The organism is Cryptosporangium arvum DSM 44712 (assembly GCF_000585375.1).
Taxonomy (GTDB): Bacteria; Actinomycetota; Actinomycetes; order Mycobacteriales; family Cryptosporangiaceae; genus Cryptosporangium; species Cryptosporangium arvum.
The window spans coordinates 4,043,616-4,068,936 of sequence record NZ_KK073874.1; the positions used below are offsets into that span (position 1 = coordinate 4,043,616).

The 25,321-nt window shown below is 70.6% G+C and carries 25 protein-coding genes; 15 read left to right on the forward strand and 10 right to left on the reverse strand.

From position 1 onward, the window contains the following. Positions 1 to 28: 28 nt before the first annotated feature. Entirely contained in the window at positions 29 to 898 is an 870-nt protein-coding gene (locus tag CRYAR_RS18055) for a universal stress protein (protein WP_035852336.1), read from the reverse strand. Between the two features lie 151 nt (positions 899 to 1,049). Between CRYAR_RS18055 and CRYAR_RS18060 the strand changes: the two genes are divergently transcribed. Then, positions 1,050 to 1,280 (forward strand): hypothetical protein, encoded by a 231-nt coding sequence (locus tag CRYAR_RS18060; protein ID WP_035852339.1) that lies wholly within the window; start codon positions 1,050 to 1,052, stop codon positions 1,278 to 1,280. A 45-nt stretch (positions 1,281 to 1,325) separates the two neighbouring features. On the opposite strand, the gene CRYAR_RS18065 is transcribed toward CRYAR_RS18060, so the two are convergent. From CRYAR_RS18065 to CRYAR_RS18100, 8 genes are all read right to left on the reverse strand, one after another. Continuing rightward, positions 1,326 to 2,939, reverse strand: a complete 1,614-nt coding sequence (locus CRYAR_RS18065; protein WP_035852341.1) for a methyl-accepting chemotaxis protein — start codon at positions 2,937 to 2,939, stop codon at positions 1,326 to 1,328. Between the two features lie 23 nt (positions 2,940 to 2,962). After that, positions 2,963 to 4,063 carry a multiple monosaccharide ABC transporter substrate-binding protein gene (chvE, locus tag CRYAR_RS18070; protein WP_281174606.1) on the reverse strand — a complete coding sequence of 367 codons (1,101 nt, stop codon included), beginning with the start codon at positions 4,061 to 4,063 and terminating at the stop codon, positions 2,963 to 2,965. 62 nt (positions 4,064 to 4,125) lie between these two features. Then, positions 4,126 to 5,100 (reverse strand): cyclase family protein, encoded by a 975-nt coding sequence (locus CRYAR_RS18075; RefSeq protein WP_035852344.1) that lies wholly within the window; start codon positions 5,098 to 5,100, stop codon positions 4,126 to 4,128. Position 5,101: 1 nt separating this feature from the next. Then, complete coding sequence (locus tag CRYAR_RS18080; protein WP_051570555.1) at positions 5,102 to 5,947, reverse strand: carbon-nitrogen hydrolase family protein; 846 nt, start codon at positions 5,945 to 5,947, stop codon at positions 5,102 to 5,104. After that, on the reverse strand, positions 5,944 to 6,903 hold the full coding sequence (locus tag CRYAR_RS18085) for an ABC transporter permease (RefSeq protein ID WP_035852356.1): 960 nt from the start codon (positions 6,901 to 6,903) through the stop codon (positions 5,944 to 5,946). Before CRYAR_RS18085 ends, CRYAR_RS18080 begins: the two co-directional genes overlap by 4 nt. Next, positions 6,900 to 8,390, reverse strand: coding sequence for a sugar ABC transporter ATP-binding protein (locus CRYAR_RS18090; RefSeq protein WP_035852359.1), 1,491 nt, complete (start codon positions 8,388 to 8,390; stop codon positions 6,900 to 6,902). Before CRYAR_RS18090 ends, CRYAR_RS18085 begins: the two co-directional genes overlap by 4 nt. A gap of 5 nt (positions 8,391 to 8,395) precedes the next feature. Continuing rightward, positions 8,396 to 9,382, reverse strand: a complete 987-nt coding sequence (locus CRYAR_RS18095) for an ABC transporter permease (protein ID WP_051570557.1) — start codon at positions 9,380 to 9,382, stop codon at positions 8,396 to 8,398. 56 nt (positions 9,383 to 9,438) lie between these two features. Then, complete coding sequence (locus CRYAR_RS18100; RefSeq protein WP_169745055.1) at positions 9,439 to 10,677, reverse strand: substrate-binding domain-containing protein; 1,239 nt, start codon at positions 10,675 to 10,677, stop codon at positions 9,439 to 9,441. 174 nt (positions 10,678 to 10,851) lie between these two features. Here CRYAR_RS18100 and CRYAR_RS18105 point away from each other — a divergent pair, with 174 nt between their 5' ends. The 3 genes from CRYAR_RS18105 (at position 10,852) to CRYAR_RS18115 (ending at position 12,843) form a co-directional block, all read left to right on the forward strand. Continuing rightward, on the forward strand, positions 10,852 to 11,553 hold the full coding sequence (locus CRYAR_RS18105) for a GntR family transcriptional regulator (protein ID WP_051570563.1): 702 nt from the start codon (positions 10,852 to 10,854) through the stop codon (positions 11,551 to 11,553). A 137-nt stretch (positions 11,554 to 11,690) separates the two neighbouring features. Further along, the gene (locus CRYAR_RS18110; RefSeq protein WP_035852364.1) at positions 11,691 to 12,089 is read left to right on the forward strand and encodes a nuclear transport factor 2 family protein; all 399 of its coding nucleotides are present in this window, start codon (positions 11,691 to 11,693) and stop codon (positions 12,087 to 12,089) included. Positions 12,090 to 12,126: 37 nt separating this feature from the next. Continuing rightward, positions 12,127 to 12,843: a helix-turn-helix transcriptional regulator gene (locus tag CRYAR_RS18115; RefSeq protein WP_035852367.1), complete on the forward strand. Its 717-nt coding sequence runs from the start codon at positions 12,127 to 12,129 to the stop codon at positions 12,841 to 12,843. Positions 12,844 to 12,926: 83 nt separating this feature from the next. Here the strand turns inward: CRYAR_RS18115 and CRYAR_RS18120 are convergent, their stop codons facing one another. After that, positions 12,927 to 13,529: a VanZ family protein gene (locus tag CRYAR_RS18120; protein WP_051570565.1), complete on the reverse strand. Its 603-nt coding sequence runs from the start codon at positions 13,527 to 13,529 to the stop codon at positions 12,927 to 12,929. Between the two features lie 155 nt (positions 13,530 to 13,684). Here CRYAR_RS18120 and CRYAR_RS18125 point away from each other — a divergent pair, with 155 nt between their 5' ends. From CRYAR_RS18125 to CRYAR_RS18175, 11 genes are all read left to right on the forward strand, one after another. Next, positions 13,685 to 14,845 (forward strand): ROK family transcriptional regulator, encoded by a 1,161-nt coding sequence (locus tag CRYAR_RS18125; RefSeq protein WP_035852369.1) that lies wholly within the window; start codon positions 13,685 to 13,687, stop codon positions 14,843 to 14,845. Positions 14,846 to 14,860: 15 nt separating this feature from the next. Continuing rightward, entirely contained in the window at positions 14,861 to 16,174 is a 1,314-nt protein-coding gene (locus CRYAR_RS18130; RefSeq protein WP_035852372.1) for an ABC transporter substrate-binding protein, read from the forward strand. Beyond that, positions 16,171 to 17,097 (forward strand): carbohydrate ABC transporter permease, encoded by a 927-nt coding sequence (locus tag CRYAR_RS18135; RefSeq protein ID WP_035852374.1) that lies wholly within the window; start codon positions 16,171 to 16,173, stop codon positions 17,095 to 17,097. The genes CRYAR_RS18130 and CRYAR_RS18135 overlap by 4 nt, the downstream gene beginning before the upstream one ends. After that, positions 17,094 to 17,927, forward strand: coding sequence for a carbohydrate ABC transporter permease (locus tag CRYAR_RS18140; protein ID WP_035852376.1), 834 nt, complete (start codon positions 17,094 to 17,096; stop codon positions 17,925 to 17,927). The genes CRYAR_RS18135 and CRYAR_RS18140 overlap by 4 nt, the downstream gene beginning before the upstream one ends. Next, a complete protein-coding gene (locus CRYAR_RS18145) occupies positions 17,924 to 19,162 on the forward strand; it encodes a 6-phospho-beta-glucosidase (protein ID WP_035852378.1) in 1,239 nt (412 codons plus the stop codon). Before CRYAR_RS18140 ends, CRYAR_RS18145 begins: the two co-directional genes overlap by 4 nt. A 13-nt stretch (positions 19,163 to 19,175) precedes the next feature. Next, on the forward strand, positions 19,176 to 20,156 hold the full coding sequence (locus CRYAR_RS18150) for an N-acetylglucosamine kinase (protein ID WP_211247519.1): 981 nt from the start codon (positions 19,176 to 19,178) through the stop codon (positions 20,154 to 20,156). 346 nt (positions 20,157 to 20,502) lie between these two features. Next, positions 20,503 to 21,801: an urea ABC transporter substrate-binding protein gene (gene urtA / locus CRYAR_RS18155; RefSeq protein ID WP_035852383.1), complete on the forward strand. Its 1,299-nt coding sequence runs from the start codon at positions 20,503 to 20,505 to the stop codon at positions 21,799 to 21,801. Between the two features lie 68 nt (positions 21,802 to 21,869). Continuing rightward, the gene (urtB, locus tag CRYAR_RS18160) at positions 21,870 to 22,754 is read left to right on the forward strand and encodes an urea ABC transporter permease subunit UrtB (protein ID WP_035852388.1); all 885 of its coding nucleotides are present in this window, start codon (positions 21,870 to 21,872) and stop codon (positions 22,752 to 22,754) included. Continuing rightward, positions 22,751 to 23,839 (forward strand): urea ABC transporter permease subunit UrtC, encoded by a 1,089-nt coding sequence (urtC, locus tag CRYAR_RS18165; protein ID WP_035852391.1) that lies wholly within the window; start codon positions 22,751 to 22,753, stop codon positions 23,837 to 23,839. The genes urtB and urtC overlap by 4 nt, the downstream gene beginning before the upstream one ends. Next, positions 23,836 to 24,615, forward strand: a complete 780-nt coding sequence (urtD, locus tag CRYAR_RS18170; RefSeq protein WP_035852394.1) for an urea ABC transporter ATP-binding protein UrtD — start codon at positions 23,836 to 23,838, stop codon at positions 24,613 to 24,615. Before urtC ends, urtD begins: the two co-directional genes overlap by 4 nt. A gap of 1 nt (position 24,616) precedes the next feature. After that, positions 24,617 to 25,300 carry an ATP-binding cassette domain-containing protein gene (locus tag CRYAR_RS18175; RefSeq protein ID WP_035852395.1) on the forward strand — a complete coding sequence of 228 codons (684 nt, stop codon included), beginning with the start codon at positions 24,617 to 24,619 and terminating at the stop codon, positions 25,298 to 25,300. The last annotated feature ends 21 nt before the right edge of the window (positions 25,301 to 25,321 follow it).

Below are 25,321 nucleotides of genomic sequence, written 5' to 3' on the forward strand. Positions count from 1 at the left end.
TCCGACCGGACCGCCCCTCGCCGGGGCATCAGCGGACGACGAGCACCGCCGCGTCGGCGTGGTGCACCAGGCGGCGGGCGACCGCGCCCAGCAGCATGCCGGCGAAGCCACCCCGCCCGTGCGATCCGACCACGACCAGACCGGCGTCGGGAGCCAGGCCCAGCAGCATCTCGGCCGGACGTTCCCGCTCCACCACGGTGTTGACCCGGACGTCGGGATACTTCGCCCGCCATCCCGCCAGCCGGCCGGTCACCAGGGCGTCCGCTTCCTCCCGCGCCTCGATCCAGCTCGGCACGGCGGCCGAGCCGAACAGGCCCACCCGGCTGACGTCGCTCCAGGCGTGGGCGACCACCAGCGGCGCGGCCCACCGGTCGGCCTCGGCGAACGCGGCCCCGAGGGTGGCCTCGTCCCAATCGGACCCGGCGACGCCGACGACGACCGGCGCCTCCGGTCCGGGCACGCGATCGGCCCGGACCACCGCCACCGAGCGCTCCGCGTGCGCGGAGACCGCAGTGGACACCGAGCCCAGGACCAGGCCCGCGGCCGGATTGAGGCCTCGGCAGCCGACCACAACGAGATCGCTGAGCGCGGACGCGTCCAGGAGGGCGCGGACGGCGGTCTCGTCGCTGACCCGGCCGTCGACCGCGAGGCCGGGCCGGGCCGTGCGAACCCGGGCCACCGCACGGCCGAGGGTCTTCTCCCCGTCGACGTGGGCGGCGTCTTTCAGCTCGGCGACGCGGTAACCGCCGTAGAACTGGCGCTCGCCCGGCCATCCGACGGCCACCACCACGTCGAGCGTCGCTTCCCGGGCGAACGCGTACCGCGCCGCCCAGTCGAGGGCGGCCAGCGCGGGAGCCGAACCGTCGACCCCCACGGTGACCACGGTTGTATCTGACATGTCGACCTCCTCTCTCACCTCCAGGGTCGGGCGCGTCGTCGCCGGCCGGCAGAGGCGGAGGTCCCGGCGGAGGACCCGGCCGGTTCGGGACGTCCGGCCCTGCCCCGCCCGCGCCGTGCGGTCGACGCTGGAGGTGAGGGGAGGAGCGGTGATGAGCGAGCAGCGGTACGACGGGCGGGTCGCGCCGGGTGACCGGCCGGACCGCCTGAGCCTCCGAAACGAGGGGGGAACGATGACACTCGACACCCGGCCGACCGGGCTGCGTCGCGTACTGCGCACCGGGGCGGGATTCGGTCTCGTGGCGGTCGGAGGCGCCCTGCTGTGGCCGGTCGCCGCGGCGGTGGTCGCCGGCGACCTGTGGCGAGCACGTCACCGGGCGTGACCTCCCGCGCCCGGCCGGTTCGCCACCGGGGCCCGTCCTACCTCATCAGCTCCGGAAGTGGGTGGTCAGTGCCTGCAGTTGCTGGGCCATCCTGGTCAGTTCGGCCACCGCGCTCTGGGATTGGGAGATGCCCTCGGTGGTGATCTGGGTAGCGGTCGCCAGGCCCGCGATGTTGGTGGCGATACCTCCCGCCCCGTCGGCGGCCGCCGAGACGCTGCGGTTCATCTCGCTCGTGGTCGCGGTCTGTTCCTCCACTGCTCCGGCGATCGTCGACTGGAAGTCGTTGATCTGCATGACGACCTCGCTGATCTGACCGATCGCGGCGATCGCCGCCTCGGTGTCCGACTGGATCGCGTCCACCCGCTGCGCGATGTCTTCGGTCGCCCGCGCCGTCTCCTGGGCCAGGTCCTTGACCTCGCTGGCGACCACGGCGAAGCCCTTGCCCGCCTCGCCCGCGCGCGCCGCCTCGATCGTGGCGTTGAGCGCGAGCAGGTTGGTCTGCGCGGCGATGCTCGTGATCACCTTGACCACCGTGGCGATCTCGGTGGAGGACTGGCCGAGCTTCCCGATCTGTTCCGTCGTCGTCTGGGCGACGCCGACGGCCTGACTCGCCACCCGCGCCGCCTCGGTCGCGTTGTGGGCGATTTCGCGGATGGAGAGCCCCATCTCCTCCGTGCCCCGCGCGACGGTCTGCACGTTGTCGGACACCTGGGCCGCGGCTTCCGCCGCGCCCTGGGCCTGGCCGGACGCATCCTGAGCCGACGCTTCTATCCGGCTGGACGTCGACGACATCTGCTCGGCCGCCGCGGCGACGTGGAACGCCGAGTCGGAGACGGCCGCGATCACGCTGCGGACGCCGGACTGAGCCTCGTCCAGCGCGTGGGCCATCTGGCCCACCTCGTCCCGGGACGAGATTTCCGCGCGGACCGTGAGGTCACCGCCGGCCATCGCCGCAAGTGCCAACCGCACCCGCTGCAGCGGTCCGGTGATCGAGAGCACCACGAACCGGGCCAGCAGACAGAGGAGAAGCGCGGTCGCCGCCGCGGTGGCCCACAGGACGTACTGGGCGTTCCGGCGGCTGGTGGCCGACGCGGCCTCCTCCGCGGTGACCACGCGTGCGAACAGCGTCCGCTCGTTCTCCAGGACGGTGCTGGTCAGATAGTTGTCGATGCCGATCTGGCCCCAGGCGCTCCGGGCACCGGCCGGGTCGACCGCGGCCCCGGCGACGAAGCGGGTGACGACCGCCGTGTAGTCGGTGTACGCGGTCTTGATCCGGGACACCGCGCTCGACAAGGACCTCGGCAGGTCAACGGTCTCCAGGCGACCGAGCAGTTGATCGGCCGCACCGACCTGATCGGCGAGCAGCGCCTGCTGGGTGGCGGGGTCGCTGCGGACGAGCGCTTGGAGCGCGCTGCTCTTCAGCTCGGTCGCCTGACGATCGAGCTGGAGCACCAGCGCGCCGGCCTCGTTGATGTTCTGCAGCCGTGTCGCGGTGCTGTCGGCGATCTGATGGCTCACGGTCGTCACCACCAGGCAGGTGGCGAGTGCGACCAGGCTCGCGCCGACGAGGGCGCCCAGCTTGGTGCGGACCGGGAGGTCAAAGAATCGGCCGGCCGGCGACCGACGCTTCGACCCGCTCTGCGGAGCGGATCCGTTCATGCGTGCTCCTGAGTGTGTCGCTTTCAGCCCGCTAGCTGGTCGGCGGTGTAGTAGCCGCCCTCGACGAGGACCCGCCGGTAGTTCGATTTGTCGACGTTCACCGGTTGGAGAAGGAACGTGGGCACTGTCTTGACGCCGTTGTTGTACTGCTTGGTGTCGTTGACCTCGGGGGTACCGCCGGTCAGCAGGGAGTTGGTCATCTGAACGGCCACCTTCGCCAGTTCACGGGTGTCCTTGTAGACGGTCTGCCCTTGTTGACCGGCGGCGATGAGCTTCACCGAGTCCAGTTCGGCGTCCTGGCCGGTGAGCACCGGCAGCTGCGAACCGCGATAGCCCGCCGCCTTCACCGCCTCCAGGATGCCCCGGCTGATGCCGTCGTACGGCGAGAGCACCGCGTCGAGGCGGGCGGACCCGTAGGAGGCGGCGAGGATGCGGGCCATCCGCTGCCGGGCCACCGTTCCGTCCCAGCGCTGGGTGGCGACCGCCGCGAACGACGTCTGCCCGCTTCGGACGACGAGCCGGCCGCGGCCGATGTACGGGCGGAGCACGCTCATCGCCCCGTTGAAGAAGAACGTCGCGTTGTTGTCGTCAGCGGAACCGGCGAACAACTCGAGGTTGAACGGACCGCGACCACGCTTCAGCCCGAGCGCGTCCACTATGTAGGACCCTTGCAGGACGCCGACACGGTAGTTGTCGAAGGTCGCGTAGAAGTCGACGTCCCCGGAGTCCCGGATCAGCCGGTCGTACGAGATCACCGGGATGTCGGCCGCGGCGGCCTTCGCCAGTACGTCCTTGAGCGCGCTGCCGTTGATCGCTCCGACCACGAGCGCCTTGTCGCCGCGCTCCACCATGGCGTCGATCTGGTCGATCTGCGTCTGCACGTCGTCGGCGGCGTACTGCAGATCGGTGCGGTAGCCGAGCAGCGTGAACTGCTTGACCATGTTCTCGCCGTCACCGATCCACCGCGCCGACCCCTTCGTCGGCATCGCCAGGCCGACGACCCCCCGATCGGGGGCCGCGATGTCCCCGGACGTGGAGTCCGAGCAGGCCGCGGTCACGAGCATCGTCCCGACGAGGGCCAGTGACAGCCACGGCAGGCTGACGTTCCGAGTGGCGAACGGCATACGTGCCTGATCGGGCGCCGCCCGGGCGACCTGAGCCCTTTCCGACGCCGAAGCGGGCCGGGTCAGCGCTCCCGCAGGGGCATCGCGAGGGGGCGCATGGGTGCGGCAGTCGCGCCACGGAGCTTGATGCCGGCGCCGATGAAGCAGAACTCGTACAGCTTCTCGGCCGACAGCGCCTCCATGTCGACGACCTCCATGATCGGCACACCGGCCTCGGCGAACAGGTACGTGTGCACCGGCAACCAGTTGCCCTCCTCGGTCGACGGGATCTGCTCGAACGAGAGGTTGTCGGAGCACACCAGCGCGGCCCCGCTCCTGGCCAGGAACTCCGCGCCGTCGCGGTTCACCCCGGCTTCGTTGGTGATGTAGGCCTGCGGGTCGTCCCACAGCGTCATCTGGCCGCCGCGGATGAGCACGACGTCGCCGGGGCGCAGCTCGACCTGCTGCGCGCGGGCGGCGTCGGCCAGGTCCTTCGCGCCGATGCCGTAGCTCTGCGGCAGCACGTCCACGCCGTGCAGCGCGGCGACGTCGAGCAGCACTCCGCGCGCGATGATCGGCGGCTGCTTCTCGGCGCCGGCGCACATCCAGTGCCGCGCGCCGAGGTACTGGTCGGCGTCGAAACCGTTCCAGATCTTGGTGCCGTACCCGAAGTGGTTCAGCGTGTCGATGTGCGTGCCGCAGTGCGTGTACATCGAGATCGCGTCACCGGAGTAGCCGACCAGCTTGTTCTGTTCACCGAAGCCCGTCCCGTCGTCGACGGCGGTGCCGCGCGGGGTGTTGGTCATCCAGATCTGGTACGGCGGCTGCCCCGCCGCGGTGAACGACGGCATGCCCAGGAAGTAGTCGACGCTCAGGTCGATCGTGTGCCCGGCGTCGGCGCGCGAGAGCACCGCGCGCATCGACTCCGGCGTGATCAGGTTGAGCATCCCGATCTCGTCGTCGGGGCCGAACGGGCTCTCGGTGATCTGCCGGAACTTCGCCGCGGTCGCGGCGATCTTGTCGGCGGTGGCCTGGTCGACGAAATTGGTTCCGCACATGTCAGGCGTCCTTCCTGGCGGGGGTTTCACGGGTCAGCTCGCCGTAGAGGCGCGGGCGACGATCGCCGAACAGCGAGATCGCGAAGTCGACCTCGGGGGCGAGGATTTCTTTGCGGCGGGCTTCCGCCGGGTCGATGGCGGCGATCACCAGCGCGTCGCCGCGATCCGCGGACGCCAGCACCGCGCCCGAGGGATCGAGGATCTGGCTGCGGCCGATGAACGAGACCCCCTCCTCCTCGTCTCCCCGGTTGGCCGCGATCACGTAGACGTGGTTCTCGGCCGCCCGCACCCGGGTGAACAGCTCGGCGACCTGCTCGGCCGGAGCCGGCCAATTCGTGGGGTTGGCGATGATGTCGGCGCCGCCCAGCGCCAGGCAGCGCGCCCACTCGGGGAATCGTAGGTCGTAACAGATGCTCAGCCCGATCACCCCGAACGGTGTCGTGACCAGCACCGGCAGGTTGTCACCCGGGGTGACGTACCGATCGGCGCCCAGGTGCGGCAGGTGCGTCTTGCGGTAGGTGGCCATCGGCCCGCCGGGGCCGAACAGCGTCACGGTGTTGTGGACGCGGTCACCGGCGCGCTCGAGGTAACCGACGACGACGTGCAGGCCCGACCCCGACGCGGCCGACGCCACCCGGGCCAGCTCAGGGCCGTCGACCTCCAGCGCGGCCGCGTGCACCGACGCGGCGTCGTCGAACACGTAACCGGTCAGGCCGCACTCGGGCAGCACCAGCAGGTCCACCCCGGCCGAACGGGCGTCGCGCATCGCGCGGAGCGTGCGGTCGACGTTCTCGGCGATCCGACCGGCGGGCGCGGCCAGCTGGCCCGCGGCGACTGTGGCAGTCAACGTGCTTTCCTCCGTCGGTCCCAGAGGCCGTTGGCGACGATCGCGACGACGAGCACGACGCCGTACACCATCTGCAGCACGAACGACGAGGCCTGGGTGAGCGTCAAGTAGTTCTGGATCAGGAACAGCAGCACCGCGCCGGCCGCCGCGCCGAGCAGCCCGCCGCGTCCCCCGGCGAGGCTGACGCCGCCGAGCGCGACCGCGGCGATCGCCTGCAGGGTGTACGTGGGGCCGACGGTGGAGTCGGCGCCACCGAGCACGGCGGTCAGCACCAGCCCCGCGACCCCGGTGAACACGCCGGTGACGAGGTAGGCCAGGAACCGCACCGCGGTCACCGGCACCCCCGACGCGTACGCGGCCCGGTCGGAGCTGCCGACCGCGCGCAGGTTGCGCCAGTACGCGGTGCGCGTCAGCCCCCACCACACCGCACCGACGCCGAGAACGACGTACGCGACGTTGGGCAGCGGCCCGTCGGTGCCGGTGAACCACCGCATCCAGCCCGGCAGGAACCCGGTCGGTGCGGCCAGGATCTGGGTCGCGAGACCGGCGAACACCAGGTAGGTGGCGAGCGTCGCGATGATCGGCGGGATCCGGACGAACGCGACGAGCGCGCCGTTGATGGCGCCCGCGGCCGCGCCGAGCACCAGCGCCGCCAGCACGATCAGCCACCACACCGACAACTGGTTCGGGATCAGCACCGCGGCGAGGACGACGCTGATCAGCCCGGCCGCGGGGCCGACCGACAGGTCCATGCCGCCGCCCCCGCTGAGTACGACCGGCGCCTGGGCCATGCCGAGCAGGATCAGCGGCGAGGCGTAGACGAACACCAGCTTCCAGCCGCCGTCGAGGAACTGCGGGGACGCCGACGCGGTGATCACCAGCATCAGCATCACCGCGAGCACGGCGGGCACGAAGTACGGGACGCTCCGCCGCGGGGTCGTGCTGAGCGTGGTCATGGGACCTCCTGTCCGAACATGGCCGCGAGGGCCGCGTCGTGGGTCATCGCGTCGCCGTCGAGCACCGTGGCGACGCGGTGATCGGCGCAGACCGCGATCCGGTCGCACACGGCCAGCAGCTCCTCGAGCTCGGTCGAGAGCATCAGCACGGTCATGCCCTCGTCGGTGAGGCGGCGCAGCAGCGCGTAGAACTCGACCTTCGTGCCGAGATCGACGCCGCGCAGCGGGTCGTTGAGCACCAGCAGGTCGGGTTCGGCCGCCAGCCACCGCCCGACCAGCACCTTCTGGGCGTTGCCCCCGGACAGCCCGGTGATCGGGTAGCGGGGATCGGACGGATGCACGCCCAGCCCGTCCAGGTGCTCGCGCACGGTCGCCAGCACCTGACTGCGGCGGAAGAACCCGCGGCGCGCCAGCCGCGGCAGGATCGCCATCGCCAGGTTGTCGGCCACGTCCAGCGTCGGGAACAGGCCTTCTTCCTGACGCTTGCCCGGCACGTACGCGACGCCCGCGGCGAACGCCGAGCGATGGCTCGTGATCGCCACCCCGTCGGCCGTCCCGACCGTGCCGCCGTGAGGCTTGCGGAGACCGGCGACGGTCTCGACGAGCGCGCTGCCGCCCTGGCCGTCGAGCCCGGCGACGCCGAGGATCCGGCCGCGGTGCAGTGTCAGGTCGAACGGCTCGGCGCCGGGCTCGAGGGTGAGGTCCCGCAGAAGGACGAAGTCGTCGCCGCCGGTGCGCGGGGGTCCGCTGCGGGCGGGCGCCGATTGCTCGGCGCGTCCGCTCATCATCGCCAGCAGCTTCGCCGGCGTCGCCTCCTCGCGGGTCACGGTGCCGACCGTGACGCCGGAGCGCTGGACGGTGGCGCGGTCGATGATCAGCTGCAGTTCGTCCATGCGGTGGGAGACGAACAGCACGCTGCGGCCATCGGTGGTCTGCTCGTTGACGAGCGCGAACAGGCGGTCGCGGGTGGCCAGGTCGAGCGCGGAGGTGGCCTCGTCGAGGATCAGCAGCCGCCACGGCCGTACCAGCGCCCGGGCCAGCGTCAGGATCTGCCGTTCGGCCAGGCTCAGGTGGTCGGGGGTGAGGTCGAGCAACGCCGGGTCGGCGCCGAGCCGCGTCAGGGCGTCGGCGGCCGCGGTGCGCTGGGCGGCGACGCTCCGCCGGCGCCGGAACAGACCGTCGGTGCCGGCGAACACGTTGTCGAGCGAAGTCAGTTCGTCGGCGACCAGCGTCTCCTGGAACACCGTGACGATGCCGTGGTGCTGCGCGTGGGCGGGGGAGCGCAGCGTGACCGGGGCGCCGTCGACCTGGACCGAGCCGGCGGTCGGCCGCATGATGCCCGACAGCAGCTTGACCACGGTGCTCTTGCCCGAGCCGTTCTCACCGACCAGCGCGTGCACTTCGCCGGGCTCGATGTCGAGCCGACAGTCGGCCAGGGCGACGGTCGCGCCGTAGCGGTGCTGCACACCGCTCAGAGACACCAGCATGGCGCTCACAACCTTTGTGCGACGTGCCGGTCGCGGCCGTAGACGGTGATCAGGGCGAGGATCGCCAGGCCGAGCAGCACCTGCTGCATGGTGGCGCCGATGCCCACGCCGATCAGCAGCGTGGTGAATTCGGTGGTGACCAGGACGCCGGCGATCGTGCGGGCGTAGCTGCCCGCGCCTCCCAGCAGTGACGTGCCGCCGACGACCACCGCGGTGATCGTCGAGAACAAGTACGAGGAGCCGATGCCGACCGACGCGCCGCCGCTGGAGCCGGCCAGCAGGGTGCCGGTGGCGGCCGCGCACAGGGCGCTGACCACGTAGACGGTGATCTGCACGCGGACCGGGCGCACGAACGCCAGCCGCGCGGCGCGGGTGTTGGCCCCCACGGCGTAGAGGTGCCGGCCGAACACCGCGCGGCGTTCCACCCACAGCACGAGGCCCGCGATGACGATCCAGGCCAGCACCGCGAACGGGATCGGCAGCGGACCGGCCGTGCCGACCGGCGACACCGCGTCGGTCAGCGCGGCGGGCACCGCGCCACCGGTGTTGCCGCCGGTGGCCACCAGCACCGCGCCGGTGACGACCGAACCGACGCCGAGCGTCACCACCAGTGGGTGCAGGCCGAGGCTGCCGGCCAGCGCGCCGTTGAGCAGGCCGGTGGCCACGGCGACGGCCACGATCACCGCGAGCGCGGCCCCGAAGCTCCAGCCGCGCGAATACAGCGTGGTCAGCAGCACGTTGGCCATGCCGATCGTGGCCGGGATCGACAGGTCGATGCCGCCGATCATGACCGCCCAGGTCTGCCCGACCGCGGCGATGCCCAGCAGCGCGGCCAGTACCAGCAGCGACATCACGCCGGTGCGGGAGAGCACCTCGGGCAGCACGGCCACCAGGACGACGAACATCGCGACCGGAGCGACGTAGACGAGCCGGACCAGCAGGTGCGGGAGCCTCGCCGCGACGGGCGCGCGGGCCGCTTGGGTGGTGGACATCGTTCTCCTGGGGGAGCGAGCCCGGCCGGCACGTACCCGCGCCGGCCGGGCGGGGATCACTTGATCGGGAGGGCGCCGAGACCGGCCGTGAAGGTGGCCGGCTTCGCGTCGCCGGTGAACAGCGCGTCGTAGTAGCTGTCCGGCACCGACTCACCGTCGAGCGGCTGAGCGTTGCAGCCGCTGTTGAGCGTCATCTGCGGCTTGTAGTACTGCGTGAAGTTGCTCGCGTTGATCTCCGGCAGCGGGTACAGCAGCGTGTTCACCGTCGACTTCTGGCCCGCCAGCAGCCGCAGCGCCACCTTGAACGCCTCGACGACACCCTGGCCGCCGCCCTGCGTGAAACCGATCGACTCCTTGCCGGTCCGCTTCCAGCTGGCCAGCCACGCGCAGCCGCCCTCGAACCCGGAGACGTACGGCAGCGTGCGCCCGGCCTGCTGGAACGCCTCGGTGACGGCGACCGCGCAGACGCCGCCGTCCCACACCCCGGCGACCTCACCGGCGTGCGTGCTCAGGTAGCTGAGCATCTGTGACTTGATCGTCGAGGGCGTCCACTCACCGGTGACGCGGTCGACCTTCAGCCCGGCCTTCTGGAAGACGGCGGCCGCGGCGGCCTGCCGGGCCTCGGCGGCGGCGACGCCGGGAATTCCGTCGCACATCACGACCGTGCCCTTGCCGCCGCTCTTCCGCACCAGCCACTCCGCGGCCTTCGCGCCGGTGGCGTACTGGGCGAAGTCCGACTGGATCACGTTCGTGCACTCGGTGCCGGTCTGCATCACGACGACCAGCGCACCGGCCTTGTTCGCGTTGTCGAAGGCGTTGCACATGCCCACCGACGGCGGCTGCATCGCGAAGATGACCTGGCAGCCCTGCTGCACCATCGTGGTGACCTGCGTGGCCTGCACGCTCGCGTTGTTGTTCGCGTCGGCGACCACCAGGTCACCGTCGACCAGGTTCTGGGTCTGGAGTTGCGCGACGATGTTCCGCGCGACGGTCAGCCCCTCGGCGCGCCACGAGTTGCCCTGGTAGGCGCTGGAGTAGCAGAACTTCCACGGCGCCTTCGGCGGCGTCCAGTTCGCGTAGGGGCTCGGGCCCAGGCGGGTGGAGTGCCAGAAACCGTCGTACGAGTCCTTCACCGACGCCGGTAGCGCGGCCAGCGCGTCGGTCTCGGTCGTCGTCGCGTCCTTGCCGGTGCGCAGGGCGGTGTAGCCGCCGGTCGTGCTGTCGGTGCCACCGGGCTCCTCGGCCGACAGACCACCGCACGCGGTGAGCACGCTGATCGCTAATCCGATTGCCACCAGGGCCAGTGCTCTCGGTCTGTACACGGGAGCTCCTCTCACAGTGTCGAAAGTCCCCGGATTCGCGTCGGGCTCCGGCTGGTGTGCCATGTAACATGCAACATGGAACAGGCGTCAAGAGCGGACTGCGCAGGTAGTGCATGCTTGACGCGTTCCCTGGTCGATCGGAGGCGAATGAAACCCCTGCGCGAGGGCTCGATGACCGAGCGGGCCGCCGCGGCGCTGCGCACGAGCATCCTCAACGGTGAGCTCGAGCCCAACGTCCTGCACGCCACCCACACGGTGGCCGACCAGCTCGGTGTCTCCCGCACCCCCGTGCGCGAAGCGCTGATGCAGCTGGCCAGCGAAGGGCTCGTGCGGGTTCAGCGCAACCGCGGGTTCGTCGTCCTGCGCCACTCGCCGCAGGACCTGCGGGAGATCTTCTCGCTGCGCATCCTGCTCGAGGTCCCCGCGACCCGGGTCTCGGCCACCATCGCCGGCCCCGCCGACATCGCGCGGCTCGAGGCCGACGTCGAACGCATGCGTGAGGCGATGGACGACGCGGAGAAGTTCCTGCGCGCCGACCGGCAGTTCCACCGCTCGCTCCTGGCGATCGGCGGCAACGAGCGGCTGGTCGACTTCGTCGACAACCTGCGCAACATCGTGCTGACGAGCGGGGTGTCGACGGCGAACCGCTCCGAGTCGATCGAGGAGATCCTGGAGCCGCACGTCGAGCTGCTGGAGCTGGTGCGGCGCAACGACGCGGTGAGCGCCGCCGCGTCGATGAGCAGGCACTTGATGAGCACGGGCGTGAAACTCATCGCCCAGGAATTCGGCCCCGACACGGCCGACGAGTTCCGCCGGACCGTGTCGATGCTCGTGCCCGGCCCGAGCTGACCAGCGGACAGGTCGAATGCGTCGAAGAGCCGCCGCTCGATCGGCGCGAGAGCACGAGCGCCCGGTCCGCGGCCCTTCGCGGCCGAGTTCGGGAACACCGACATACCGTTGTCGCGTCGGCGTTCGAGTGTGGGGGCATGACCGAGAGCACCAACCTCACGACCAGCTCCACCGCCCGGCACTCGCTCGACCTGTGGCTGACGATGTGGAACACCGACGGCGAGATCGCGCGGCAGATCTGCGCCGACGACTTCCGGATCCACTTCGCGGTGACCGAGCGTGACGGGTCGACCCCCGCCGACGACATCCGCACCGCTGAAGACTTCGTGATCTACCTCGACTGGTGGCACGAGCAGAACCCGGGTGTCGTCTTCACCAGGATCGACGACGCGATCGACGGCGATCACGGCCGGCTGCTGTGGGACGTCGAGGCGGACGGCACTCTGGCGGGCGGCGTCGACGTGTTCGACTTCGCCGAGGACGGCCGGGTCCGGCGGGTCTGGTCCGTCGGTGGACAGCGGAGCATGCGCAGCTGACGGAGGGCGCACGAATTCTCCCTGCCAGACTCGAGGCATGAAGAGAGCCGAGCGGCAGTACGCCCTGGTCGACCTGCTCCGCGGAGCACGTCGGCCCTGGTCCGCCGCTCGGCTCGCCGACGAGTTCGGGGTGTCCTCGCGCACCATCGAACGGGACATCGGATCGCTGCAGCTCGCCGGGGTCCCCATCTACGCCGACCACGGCGCGGCGGGCGGCTACTCGATCCTCCGGGAGTACTCGCTGCCACCGCTGAACCTGTCCGCCACCGAGTCGCTGGCCGTGCTGGCCGGGCTCGCGCTCCTCGACTCCTCGCCGTACCAGGGGGCCGCCCGGCGCGCACGCGCCAAGATCGCCGCCGTCATGGACGAAGACCATCGCGCGCCCGTGCAGGAGCTGCTCGGGCGGATGCGGGTCATCGACGCCGTCACCCCCGGTGACGACGGGGTGCCGCTCGGGATGCTCGCCGACGTGATCGCGGCCCGGCGGGTGGTGCGGCTCGCCTATCTGGGGGAGAACGCGGACGGTGGCCCGGACCGCGCCACCACCACCGTCCGCGACGTCGAGACGCTGGGCCTCCTCCGCGCGGGCGACGCGTGGCTGCTCACCGGGTGGTGCCGGCTCCGGGAGGCGATCCGCGGCTTCCGCATCGAGCGGATCACCCGGCTCGAGATCCTCGCGGAGGTGCCGCCGGCCCGCGACCCGGCGCTCCTCGAGGCCGACCTCGCGCGCTGGCCGACGCGGCGCCTCGCCTGATTCCCCCGGCTCCACGGCGCCTCGCCTGAATCCTCCGGCTCCACGGCGCCCGTGCGGTCGAACGCCTCCTGCGGCGCTGACGGTCAGGCGCCGGGCGACGGCTCGCCGACCTGATGCGAGCCCGCCTCGCGGGGGGTTCGCACTGGCCAGGTCGCGGCGTCGGCCAGGCGGGCGAGGGCACGCAGGCGGAGCGCGACGCGGAGAAGGCCGTACCCGAGGGGCGCTCCCAGGACATTGGCCAGCAGGTCGTTGACGTCGACCGCATGGCCGGCGTGGAACACGACGTCGGCGACGAACTGCAGCAGCTCGATCGTGAGACTGGCGAGAACCCCGGCGAGCAGGACCCGGCCGACCGAGCCGACCCGCGCGACGAGGGGGAGCAGGACACCGAGCGGGACGAACAGCACCACGTTCTGCAGCACGTCGTGCCACTCGGCGTGGACCAGCGGGGTGAGGTTGACAAACCACTGCCACGCCACGTGGTAGTCGGGCTCGCCGAGCGGGACCGGCAGGAGGGTCGCGGCGAGCACGGCGGTGGCGTAGACGCAGAACGTGACGACTACGAGGACGCGCGGCCAGGTCAGCGCCGCGCGGCGACGCAGTCGCCACAGCAGTGCCGCGATCGCCGCCGCCGCGAGCGGCAGGGCCACGGACAGCCGGGAGATCTCGTCGTACGGAGCGGGCATCGGGCGGAGTCTCCTCGGGCAGCGTCGGGCGTAGCGCACCCAAAGATTTCACGACGCCGTCACCGAAACCTTGACCACATCCGCATCGCTGGCTAGCTTCCTCGAATCGATAAGAAAGTTTCCAATCGATCCGAGCCCAGGAAGGCCAGCCCCCGATGTCCGGAAGCCCCAGCGCGCTGCGCTTTCTGAACGACCGCGCCGCGCTCGAGGCGTTGTTGCAGCACGAGGCGATCACCCGGGCCCAGCTCGAGACCCTCGTCGGCCTCTCGAAGCCGGCCACGTCCCAGCTGCTGGCCCGCCTGGAGAAGGTCGGCCTGGTCGAGCGCCTCGGCCGCCGGGAGGTCGGGCCCGGCCCCCGCGCCCAGCTGTGGGGCCTGAAGGCCGACGCCGGGTTCGCCGCCGGCGTCGACGTCACCAGCCAGGGCATCGACGTCGAGATCGCCGACCTGCGTGGCACCACGGTCGCTCAGCACCGGGCCCCGGCCGCGACCGACGAGCCCGCCGCGGCGCTCGGGGCGGCGCTCGGCGAGGCGTGCCGCCGGGCCGGTCTCGGCGTCGACCGCCTGGCGCACGTCGCGATCGGGACCCCGGGATCGGTCGACGCCGCCAGCGGTGTGCTCCGGTACGCGTCCGACCTCCCGGCGGCCTGGACCCGCGTGAACCTGCTGCAGGCGATCGGCTCCGTCCTCGACGTTCCCTTCACCATCGAGAACGACGTCAACCTCGTCGCGCTCAACGAGATGGCCCGCGGCAGCGCGCGGGACGTCCGCGACTTCGTCCTGCTCTGGATCTCCGAGCACGGCGTCGGCTCGTCGGTGGTCGTGCACGGCGGCCTGGTCCGCGGCGCGACGCTCGGGGCGGGGGAGCTCGGGTTCACTCCGGTCCCCGACCTGGCCCGCGAGCCCCTCCCCGGCGTCCACCGCTTCGGCGACCTGCTGGCCGGCTCCGCGCTGCTGACGCTGGCCGGGACGCACGGCCTCACCGCGGGTGGCCCGATCGACGCGATCCGGCAGAGCCTCGAGGGCGACGACGGCTTCCTGATCGACGTCGCCCGGCGGATCGCCGCGGGCCTTGCCGCCGTCGTCAGCCTCCTCGACCCGGAGCTGATCGTGCTCGGCGGCGCGGTGTGCAGCGCCGGCGGCTCCGCCCTCCGGGCGGCGATCAGCGAGGCGCTGGCCGAGTTCGTCGAGCCACGCGTCCGTCTCGTTCCCGGCCGTCCCGACTCCGACTCGGTCCGCGCCGGCGCGGTCCAAGCCGCGCTGGTGCCCGCTCGTGAGCACTACTTTTCCGCCGGTTCCTCACTCGGTGACATCTGACCCCCGGAGATCCACATGAAGAGACTCACCGCCGCCGTGGCCGCGGTCCTCGTACTCAGCGCCTGTGGCGGCACCGGCGGAGGCGACCAAAAAGTCGCCGACGCCCCCGGCGACAACGACAAGGTGACGCTCACGGTGTGGAGCGGGTTCGCCGACAAGGAGCTGGCCGCGCTCGACGCGGTCCTCGACGGGTTCCACCAGAGGCACCCGAACATCACGATCACGAGCCAGGGCAGCCAGGACGACGACAAGATCTCCCAGGCCGTCCGTGGTGGCACCGCACCCGACGTGGCGATCTCCAGCAACGCCAACGCGCTGGGCCAGTACTGCAAGACCGGCGCCTTCCAGAACCTGCAGGGCTACCTGGATCGCGACAAGGTGGACCTGAGCGTCTTCCCGCAGGCCGTGCGCGACTACACCGAGCACGACGACGTGCGCTGCGCGATGCCGCTGCTGGCCGACGCGTACGGCCTCTACTACAACAAGACGCTGTTCGCCGAGGCCGGCATCACCGCGCCGCCGAAGACGATGACCGAGCTCGCGGCCGCGGCCAAGAAGCTCACGAAGTTCAACGCCGACGGGTCGATCAAGGTGGCCGGCTTCGTCCCGACGCTGGGCTTCTACAACAACCGGGTCGACGTCTGGGCGCCGCAGTTCGGGGCCGAGTGGCAGGACTCCCGCGGCAAGTCGAGCCTGTCGACGAGCCCCGGCTGGACGAACCTGTTCCAGTGGCAGAAACAGCTGACCGACTTCTACACCGAGAAGAAGCTGACCGCGTTCACGGCCGCGGCGGGGCAGAAGTACTCCCCGGACAACGCGTTCCAGACCGGCAAGATCGCGATGATGTTCGACGGTGAGTTCCGCACCGGCTTCGTCGACTCGGAGGCCCCGAACCTCGACTACGGCACCGCGCCGCTGCCGGTGTCCGACGACCGCACCGACACGTACGGCGGCAGCGACGTCGGCGGCAACATCATCGGCATCCCGAAGGGCGCCAAGCAGGCCGGCGCGGCCTGGGAGCTGATCAAGTACCTGACGACCGAGACCGAGCCGCTCGTCGCGCTGGCCAACGGACTGAAGAACCTGCCGACGACCACCGACGCGCTCAAGTCGCCCGACCTGAAGTTCACCGGCACCCTCGCGCCGTTCGTCGACATCTTCACCAACCCGAACTCCAGTTCGCTGCCCACCACCCCGAACGGTGCGGCGTACCTGAAGACCACGCTGGACTTCGCGGTGAAGTGGCAGACCGGCGGCGCTCCCGACCTGAAGAAGGGCCTCAAGGACGCCGACACGCAGATCGACGACGATCTCGCACTGCAGAAATGACCGCTCACCGGCGGTTCGTCGTCCTCGGGTTCATGTCGCCGTGGATCGTCGGGTTCAGCGTCTTCTTCGTCTATCCGCTGCTCTCGACGCTCTACTACAGCCTGACCAGCTTCGACCTGATCAACGACCCGGTGTTCATCGGCGCGCGCAACTTCGTGTTCCTGTTCACCAAGGACCCGCTGGTACGCACCTCGGCCGCGAACACCGCGTACCTGGTGGTGGCCGTCACCGTCGGCCGGGTGGGGTACGGGCTGCTGACCGCGCTGGTGCTGAGCAGGCTCCGGAGCCGGGCGAGCGGTGTCTTCCGGACGCTGTTCTACCTCCCGGCGCTGGCTCCGCCGGTGGCCGCGGCGCTCGCGTTCGTCTTCGTGTTCAACCCCGGTACCGGACCGGTGAACGCGCTGCTGAACGTCGTCGGGATCAAGGGACCGCTCTGGTTCAACGACCCGTCCTGGTCGAAACCCTCGTTGACGGTGCTGGCGCTGTGGGCGTCGGGGGAGGTGATGGTGATCCTGCTGGCCGCGCTGCTCGACGTCCCCGCCGACTACTACGAGGCGGCGTCGCTCGACGGCGCGGGCCCGCTGAAGAAGTTCTGGCACATCACGCTGCCGTCGATCTCACCGGTGCTGCTGTTCGCGATCATCAACTCGATCATCGTGGGCCTGCAGTACTTCACCGAGTCCACGGTCGCCGGAGCGGTGGCGTCGGGATCGTCCGACGCCGTCGGCAACATCTCCTCGCTCGGCTACCCCGACAACTCGACGCTGACGTTCCCGATGTGGCTCTACGAGCGGGGCTTCCACTCGTACAACATGGGCTACGCCTCCGCGATGGCCACGGTGCTGTTCGGGGTGTCCGCGATCTTCACCGTCCTCCTCGTCCAGCGGCTGCGGGCGACGGCCGGCGGGCAGGAGGACTCATGAGCACGTCGGTTCGGGCCGCGCTGGCCTGGTGCGGGCTGCACGCGGTGGCGGTGGCGATGGCCATCGGGTTCCTCGCGCCGCTGCTGTTCCTGCTCCTGACGTCGGTCATGACCGATCAGCAGGCGTTGACCAGCGACCTGTGGCCGCGCGACTGGCAGTGGAGCAACTTCGTCACGGTGTTCGACAAGGCACCGATGCTCGGCTACTTCGCGCACAGCCTGTTCTACTCGATCACCGCGACGGCCGCGATGCTGGTCTCCAGCGTCCCGGTGGCGTACGCGCTGGCCAAGCTGCGGTGGCGCGGCCGGACCTGGGCGTTCTACCTGGTCATCGTGGCCATGCTGTTGCCGCCGCAGGTCATCGCCGTGCCGATGTACGTGATGTGGGCGAAGCTGGGGCTGACCGGCTCGCTCTGGCCGCTGATCCTGCCCAACCTGTTCGGCGACGCGTTCAGCATCTTCCTGCTGCGTCAGTTCCTGGTCGCGATCCCGCAGTCCTACATCGACTCCGCGCGCATCGACGGGGCCTCGGAGCTCGGCGTGCTGCTGCGGATCGTGGTGCCGATGGCCCGGCCGGGCATCGCGGCCGCCGGGCTGTTCATGTTCCTCAAGACCTGGAACGACTACTTCGGCCCGCTGCTCTACACCGGCGAGAACCGCGCCAACTGGACGCTGTCGCTCGGGCTCGCCGCGTTCCGCAGCACCCACCAGGTCCAGTGGAACCTGACGATGGCCGCCACCGTGCTGGTGATGCTGCCGGTCGTCGTGCTGTTCTTCTTCGCCCAGAAATCGTTCATCGAGGGGATCAAGTTGTCGGGGGTCAAGGGATGAAGCTCGCCGTCGTCGGCGGAGGGTCGACGTACACGCCGGAGCTGATCGACGGGCTGCTGAGCAACGCGTTCGGAATCGACGAGATCACGCTCGTCGATCCCGACGCGGACCGCCTGGAGGTCGTGGCCGGGTTCGCGCGCCGCATGGTGGGCGCGGCCGGGAAGGCGACGCGGATCACCGCGACGGACGACCTGGACCAGGGCGTCGACGGGGCCGGCGCGGTGCTCGTCCAGCTGCGTGTCGGGGGGCAGAAGACCCGGCTCTCGGACGAGACGTTCCCGCACGCCTGCGGCTGTCTCGGCCAGGAGACCACCGGCGCCGGTGGGTTCGCCAAGGCGCTGCGGACCGTACCGGTGATGCGCGACATCGCGTCGCGCGTCGACCCGGACACCTGGATCGTCGATTTCACGAACCCGGTCGGCATCGTCACCCGCAGCCTGCTCGACGCCGGGCACAAGGCCGTGGGGCTGTGCAACGTCGCGATCAACTTCCAGCGCAACTTCGCCGGTCTCCTCGACGTCGATCCCGGCCGCGTGGGCCTGCGTCACGTCGGGCTCAACCACCTGAGCTGGGAAACGGCGGTGTACCTGGACGGGGAGGACGTGCTGCCGTCGCTGCTCGCCGCGCGGGCCGAGGAACTGGCCGAGAGGTTCCGGATCACACCGGAGCACCTCCGGCTGCAGGGCGCGGTGCCCTCGTACTACCTGCGCTACTACTACGCGCACGATGTCGTCGTCGCCGAGCAGCAGACCGAGCGCCCGCGGGCGGAGGTGGTCAGCGACGTCGAGCAGGAACTGCTCGCGCTCTACCGCGACGAATCGGTGGTGACGAAGCCGGAGGCCCTGCAGAACCGCGGTGGACGGCACTACTCGCTGGCCGCGATCAATTTGGTCGCGTCGCTGCTCCAGGATTCCCGCGACGTCCAGGTCGTCAACGTCCGCAACCGGGGCACGCTGCCGTTCCTGCCCGACGAGGCGGTCATCGAGGCGGCCTCGACGATCACCGCCGCCGGGCCGGAACCGCTGCCGATCGGGCCGGTCGACCCCCTGCTGCGCGGGCTGATCGCGCACACCGCCGCCTACGAGGAGCTCGCCGTCGACGCCGCGCTCCACGGCGGGCGCGACCGGGTGGTCAAGGCGCTGTTGGCGCATCCGCTGGTCGGCCAGTACGCGCTGGCCGAAGGGCTGGCCGACCGCCTGCTGGCCGAGAACGCACGCTTCCTGCCGTGGGCGTGAGCCGGTCGTGGGGGTGAGCGCGGACGGCGTGCTGCTGGCCGTCGACGGCGGCAACAGCAAGACCGACGTCGCGGTGCTCGACCGCGACGGCACGCTGCTGGCGCGCCGGCGGGGGCCGGGGTTCTCCCCGCACGTGCTCGGTGTGGCCGGTTCCGTGCTCGCCGTCGAGGAGCTGGCCCGTTCGACGCTGTCCGCGATCGGGCTCGGTCTCGACCCGGCTGCGGTCGCCCACACGGCCGCCTACCTGGCCGGCGTCGACCTGGCCCGGGAGCGGCGGGAGATGCTCGCCGCCGTGACCGCCCGTGGCTGGTCCCGCTCGGCCGTGGTGGACAACGACACGTTCGCGGTACTGCGGCTGGGTTCCCCCGACGGCGACGGCGTCGCCGTGGTCTGCGGCGCCGGGATCAACTGCGTCGGGGTGTCGGGCTCCCAGGTGGTGCGGTTCCCCTCGCTGGGCACGGTCTCCGGCGACTGGGGCGGTGGCCTGCAACTGGGCGCGGAGGTCATGTCGGCCGCCGCGCGGGCCGAGGACGGACGCGGGCCGGCCACCGGGCTGGCCGCCGCGGTGACCGCGCACTTCGGGGTCGATTCGGTGCTGGAGGCCATCGAGGCGTTCCACTTCGGAGACTTCCCGGCGACCCGGTTCGGGGAACTGAGCCCCGTGGTGTTCCGCTCCGCCGCGCAGGGCGACGCGGTCGCCGGTCGCCTGGTCGACCGGCTCGCGGCGGAGATCGCCGACTACGTGTGTGCCTCCCTGCGCCGGCTGGAGCTGCGTGACCGGGCCACCCCGGTGGTGCTCGGCGGCGGGATCCTCGCCGGCGGCGACGAGCGGCTGCTGGCCGGAGTGGTCGACCGGGTGCGGCCGGAGTTCCCGCTCGCCCGCTTCGTTCCGGTCGACGAGCCGCCGGTGATCGGGTCGGCGCTGCTGGGGCTGGATCACCTCGGGATCGCCGGGGACGGTGTGGTGCGCGCGGCGTTCCGCGTCGCGGCCTGAGCCGCTGGTCGAACGCCGCCGACCCTCCTGAGGGTGTCAGGAGTGTGCCATCGCGATCTCTCTTCGCTGAGTGATGGCAGAGATTTGACATCACCGCGCCCCGATTTCGGGTGTGTTCCACGGCTTTCGTGCCTTGCTCGACACGGCAGCTACAGAGTTGGAACAGTGAAGAAATGTCAGAGTAATGACGCGCAGTCAATCTGCTTTCACCCGCAGCATTCAGCTGCACCCGGCCGGTGGCACGGGAGTACGGGACGTCGGCCGCTCGCTCTGACCATCCACACCGCACGTTTCGCGGTGCCGGGGCGCGGCGTCCCGCCCCCATCCCCAGGAACGGAGTTCCCCTATGTCCATCACCAGCAGGCGGCTGCGCGCGCTCGTGGCCACCGGCGCCGCCGGGATGAGCATGGTCCTCTTGCTCGCCGGCTGCGGCGCCCGAGCCGGCGACGACACGGCCGCCCAGGGGTCGGCTCCGGCGGCCAGCTGCGTCGACGCCTCCGGCGCCACCATCAAGCTCGGCTTCCTCAACTCGCTCACCGGTGGCATGGCGATCTCGGAGAAGACCGTCTCCAACGTGCTGCACATGGCCGCCGACGAGATCAACGCCGGCGGCGGCATCCTCGGGAAGAAGATCCAGTACGTCCAGGAGGACGGCGCCACCGACTGGCCGACCTTCGCGGAGAAGACCGAGAAGCTGCTCACCCAGGACTGCGTCGCCGCGATCTTCGGCGGCTGGACGTCGTCGTCGCGCAAGGCCGTCAAGCCGGTCGTCGAGAAGCACAACGGGCTGTTCTTCTACCCGGTGCAGTACGAGGGCCTCGAGTCGTCGAAGAACATCTACTACACCGGTGCGACCACGAACCAGCAGATCATCCCGGCGATGGACTTCCTCAAATCCCGCGGGGTGAAGACGCTGTTCCTGGCGGGCAGCGACTACGTCTTCCCGCGCACCGCGAACGCGATCATCAAGCTGTACGCGGCCAAGCTGGGCATCAAGATCGTCGGTGAGGAGTACGTACCCCTCGACAAGGACGACTGGACCAGCCAGGTGGCCAAGATCGTCAAGGCCAAGCCCGACTTCATCTTCAACACGATCAACGGCTCGTCGAACGTCGGCTTCGTCAAGGCGTACTACGACGCCGGCCTCACCGCCGCGAAGACGCCGATCATCTCGGTGTCGATCGCCGAGGAGGAGGCGCCGGCGATGGGCCACGAGGTCACCGGCCACTTCGCGTCCTGGAACTACTTCCAGTCGCTGAAGACGCCCACCAACCCGAAGTTCATCAAGAGCTGGCAGGCCTACCCCAACTCGAGCGGCGTCACCTCCGACCCGATGGAGGCCGCCTACATCTCGCTGTACCTGTACAAGTCCCTCGTCGAGAAGGCCGGCTCGTTCGACGTCGACGCGGTGAACGACGCGGCGAAGAAGAACACGATCACGTTCGACGCGCCGGAGGGCACCGTCACGCTCGACGGCGAGAACCACCACATCTCCAAGCCCGGCCACATCGGGCAGATCAACGCCCAGAACCAGTTCACCGTCGTCTGGGCCTCGGACAAGTTCATCGAGCCGGACCCGTACCTCGAGAAGTACGACTGGTTCCCGTCCGACGTCCGCAAGCAGCTCACCGACGCCGCCGGCTGATCGCCCACGCGGGGTTGCCTGCCGCCCGCGGCAGGCAACCCCACCCCTCGAACGGAGAGAGAGAACACGTGGACGCCCTGATCACACCGCTGCTGAACGGCAGTGCACAAGGTGCGCTGCTCCTGCTCGCCGCGCTGGGCCTCTCGCTCACCTTCGGCCAGATGGGCGTGATCAACATGGCCCACGGCGAGTTCCTCATGATCGGCGCCTTCACCGCCTACCTCGTCCAGCAGGTCATCGGCGCCGGCGACCTGTCGATCCCCGTCGCGTTGCCGGTCGCGTTCGTCGTCGCCGGTCTGTTCGGCCTCCTGCTGGAGGTCGCCATCATCCAGTGGATGTACCGCAGGCCCCTCGACACCTTGCTCGTCACCGTCGGGGTCAGCCTGATCCTGCAGCAGGCGGCACTGCAGATCTTCCCGTCGCAGGGCGTCCCGGTGGAGAAGCCCCACTGGCTCGACGGGCAGCTGAACGTCCTCGGCTACGACTGGCCGTTGCGGCAGCTGTTCACCATCGTGCTCGCGATCGGCTGCGTCGCCGCACTGGCGGCCTGGCTCAAGTACACCGCGTTCGGCCGACGCATCCGGGCGACCGTGCAGAACCGGGACCTGGCCGAGACCTCGGGCATCGCCACCCGCACCGTCGACCGCCTCACGTTCTTCGCCGGGTCCGGGCTGGCCGGGGTCGCCGGCGTGGCCGCCTCGCTCATCGGCGGCACGAACTCGCAGATGGGCACGCAGTACATCATCCCGGCCTTCCTCGTCGTCGCCGCCGGAGGCATCGGCCAGCTCAAAGGCACGATCATCGCCGCGTGGGCGGTGGGCGTCGCCCTCGCGTACTTCGCCGACTGGACGACCGGCAGCCTGGCCCAGGTGCTCGCCTTCATCCTCGTGATCGTCTTCCTGCAGCTGCGCCCGCAGGGACTGTTCACGGTCCGAACCAGGAGTTTGGTATGAGCAAGCTGAAGCCCTGGCTTTCCCTCGGCGGCATCGGGGTGTTCGCCGTCCTGCTCCTCGCCGTCGCCCCGCTCGTGCTCACCGAGCACTGGCTCAACAACCTCGGCAAGTACTGCTGCTGGGCCATCGCCGCCGTCGGCATCGGCCTGGCGTGGGGCCGGGGCGGGATGCTCGTGATGGGGCAGGGGGTGTTCTTCGCCCTCGGCGCCTACTCGATGGCCATGCACCTCACGCTGGAGACCGCCGGTGACCGCGTACCGGGGTTCATGGTGCTCTACGACCCCCTCGCGCCGCTCCCGGTGTTCTGGGAGCCGTTCCGCAGCGCGGGGTTCACCCTGCTGGCGATCGTGCTGCTCCCGGTGGTGCTGGCCGGCCTTCTCGGCTACGCGCTGTTCAAGCGCGGCGTGAAGGGCGCGTACTTCGCGATCCTGACCCAGGCCCTCGCCGTCGCGCTGGCCACGCTGATCAGCTCCACGATCCGCGAGACCGGCGGCGACACCGGGCTCAGCGACTTCAAGTACTTCTTCGGCTTCGTGCTGAACGACCCGGCGAACAAGGTCATGGTGTACCTGATCGCCGCCGCGCTCCTCATCCTGTGCCTGCTCGTGGTGTGGCAGCTCTACCGCAGCCGCTTCGGTGAGCTGCTCGTCGCCACCCGGGACGCCGAGGAGCGCGTCCGGTTCCTCGGCTACGACCCGGGCACCGTCAAGCTCGTCGCGTTCGTCGTGTCCGCGCTGATGGCGAGCATCGGGGGAGCGATGTTCGTGCCCATCGTCGGCATCATCACCCCGGCCGAGATCGGTGCCGCGGCCTCGATCTTCCTGATCGCCGGTGTCGCCCTCGGCGGCCGCGCGTCGCTGTTCGGGCCCGCGCTCGGCGCGATGGCGGTCGGCTGGGGACAGTCGAGCCTCGGCTCGACCTGGCCCGACGGCTGGACCTACCTCCTCGGCCTGCTGTTCATCGTCGTCATCCTGTTCCTGCCGAAGGGTCTGTCGTCGCTGCCGGCCCGGTTCACCGCCGCGCGCCGGAGCCCGGCCGAACCGCAGGCCCCCACCGCCGCGGAACTCGAAGAGGTGAGGTCATGAGCCTGGTGGTCACGGATCTGCGCGTCGAGTTCTCGGGCTTCGTCGCGGTCGGCGGCGTCTCCTTCGACGCGCACCCCGGCGAGGTGCGGTTCCTCATCGGCCCGAACGGCGCCGGCAAGACGACGTGCATCGACGCCATCACGGGGCTGACCAAGGGCACCGGGTCGGCCCGCCTCGGCGAGACCGAGCTGCTCGGCCGGCCGGTGCACACCATCGTCCGCCTCGGAGTGGGTCGCACGTTCCAGACCGCGAGCGTGTTCGACGAGCTCTCGGTACTGCAGAACCTCGACATCGCCGCCGGACGCCACCGCCGCCCGGCCTCGCTGTTGCGGACCAGGACCGGCGTCGACGCGTCGATCGAGCGGGCGCTGGAGGAGACCGGGCTCGCGGGCGAGCTCGCCACGCCGGCCGGCATCCTGTCGCACGGGCAGAAGCAGTGGCTGGAGATCGCGATGCTGCTCGTGCAGGACGCGAAGGTGCTGCTGCTCGACGAGCCCGTCGCCGGCATGAGCCAGGACGAGCGCACCGCGACCGGCGAGCTCCTGCAGCGCGTCGCGGCGAACCGCATCGTGGTGGTGGTCGAGCACGACATGGACTTCATGCGCCGCTTCGCCACCCGGGTGACCGTGCTGCACCAGGGCGCGGTGCTCGCGGAGGGCGCGGTGAGCGAGGTCCAGGCCGATCCGAAGGTGCAGGAGGTCTACCTCGGCACAGCGGGAGCCGCGACCACAGCCGCCGCGTCGGCCGTGCCTGAACCACTTCGGAAGGAGGACTGACATGCTCGAGCTCACCGACGTCGAGGCCGGCTACGGGCGCACCCGGGTGCTGCACGGCGTGACCGTGCCGGTCGGCCGGGTCGTGGCCGTGCTCGGCCACAACGGCGCCGGCAAGACGACCCTGCTGCGCCTCGCGATCGGCCTCATCAAACCGTCGAGCGGCCGCGTGGTGTTCGACGGTGAGGACGTCACGTCGCTCGCCCCCAACCAGCGCATCGCTCGCGGCATGGCCTACGTCCCGCAGGGGCAGCAGGCCTTCAGCCAGCTCACGACGCTCGAGAACCTGCAGCTCGTCGCCGACGGGCGCCGGGGCGGCAAGGCCCTCGTCGACGCGCAGCTGGCGCGCTTCCCGGCGCTGGAGCAGTTCGCCGCCCGGAAGGCCGGCCTGCTCTCGGGCGGGCAGCGCCAGCAGCTCGCGATCGCCCGCGCCCTCATCACCTCACCGAAGCTGCTCATCCTCGACGAGCCGACCGAGGGCATCCAGCCCACGATCGTCGCCGAGATCGAGCAGACGATCGTTCAGCTGGCCGCCGAGGGCATCAACGTGCTGCTCGTCGAGCAGCACATCGGCTTCGCCCTGGAAGCCGCCGAGCGCTACGTCGTGCTCGCCTCGGGCCGGGTCACCCAGACCGGAGACGGTGGTGCGGCCGCCACCTCCACGGTGCGGGCCGCCATGGCGATCTGACGGCTTCCTGGCCGCAACGCG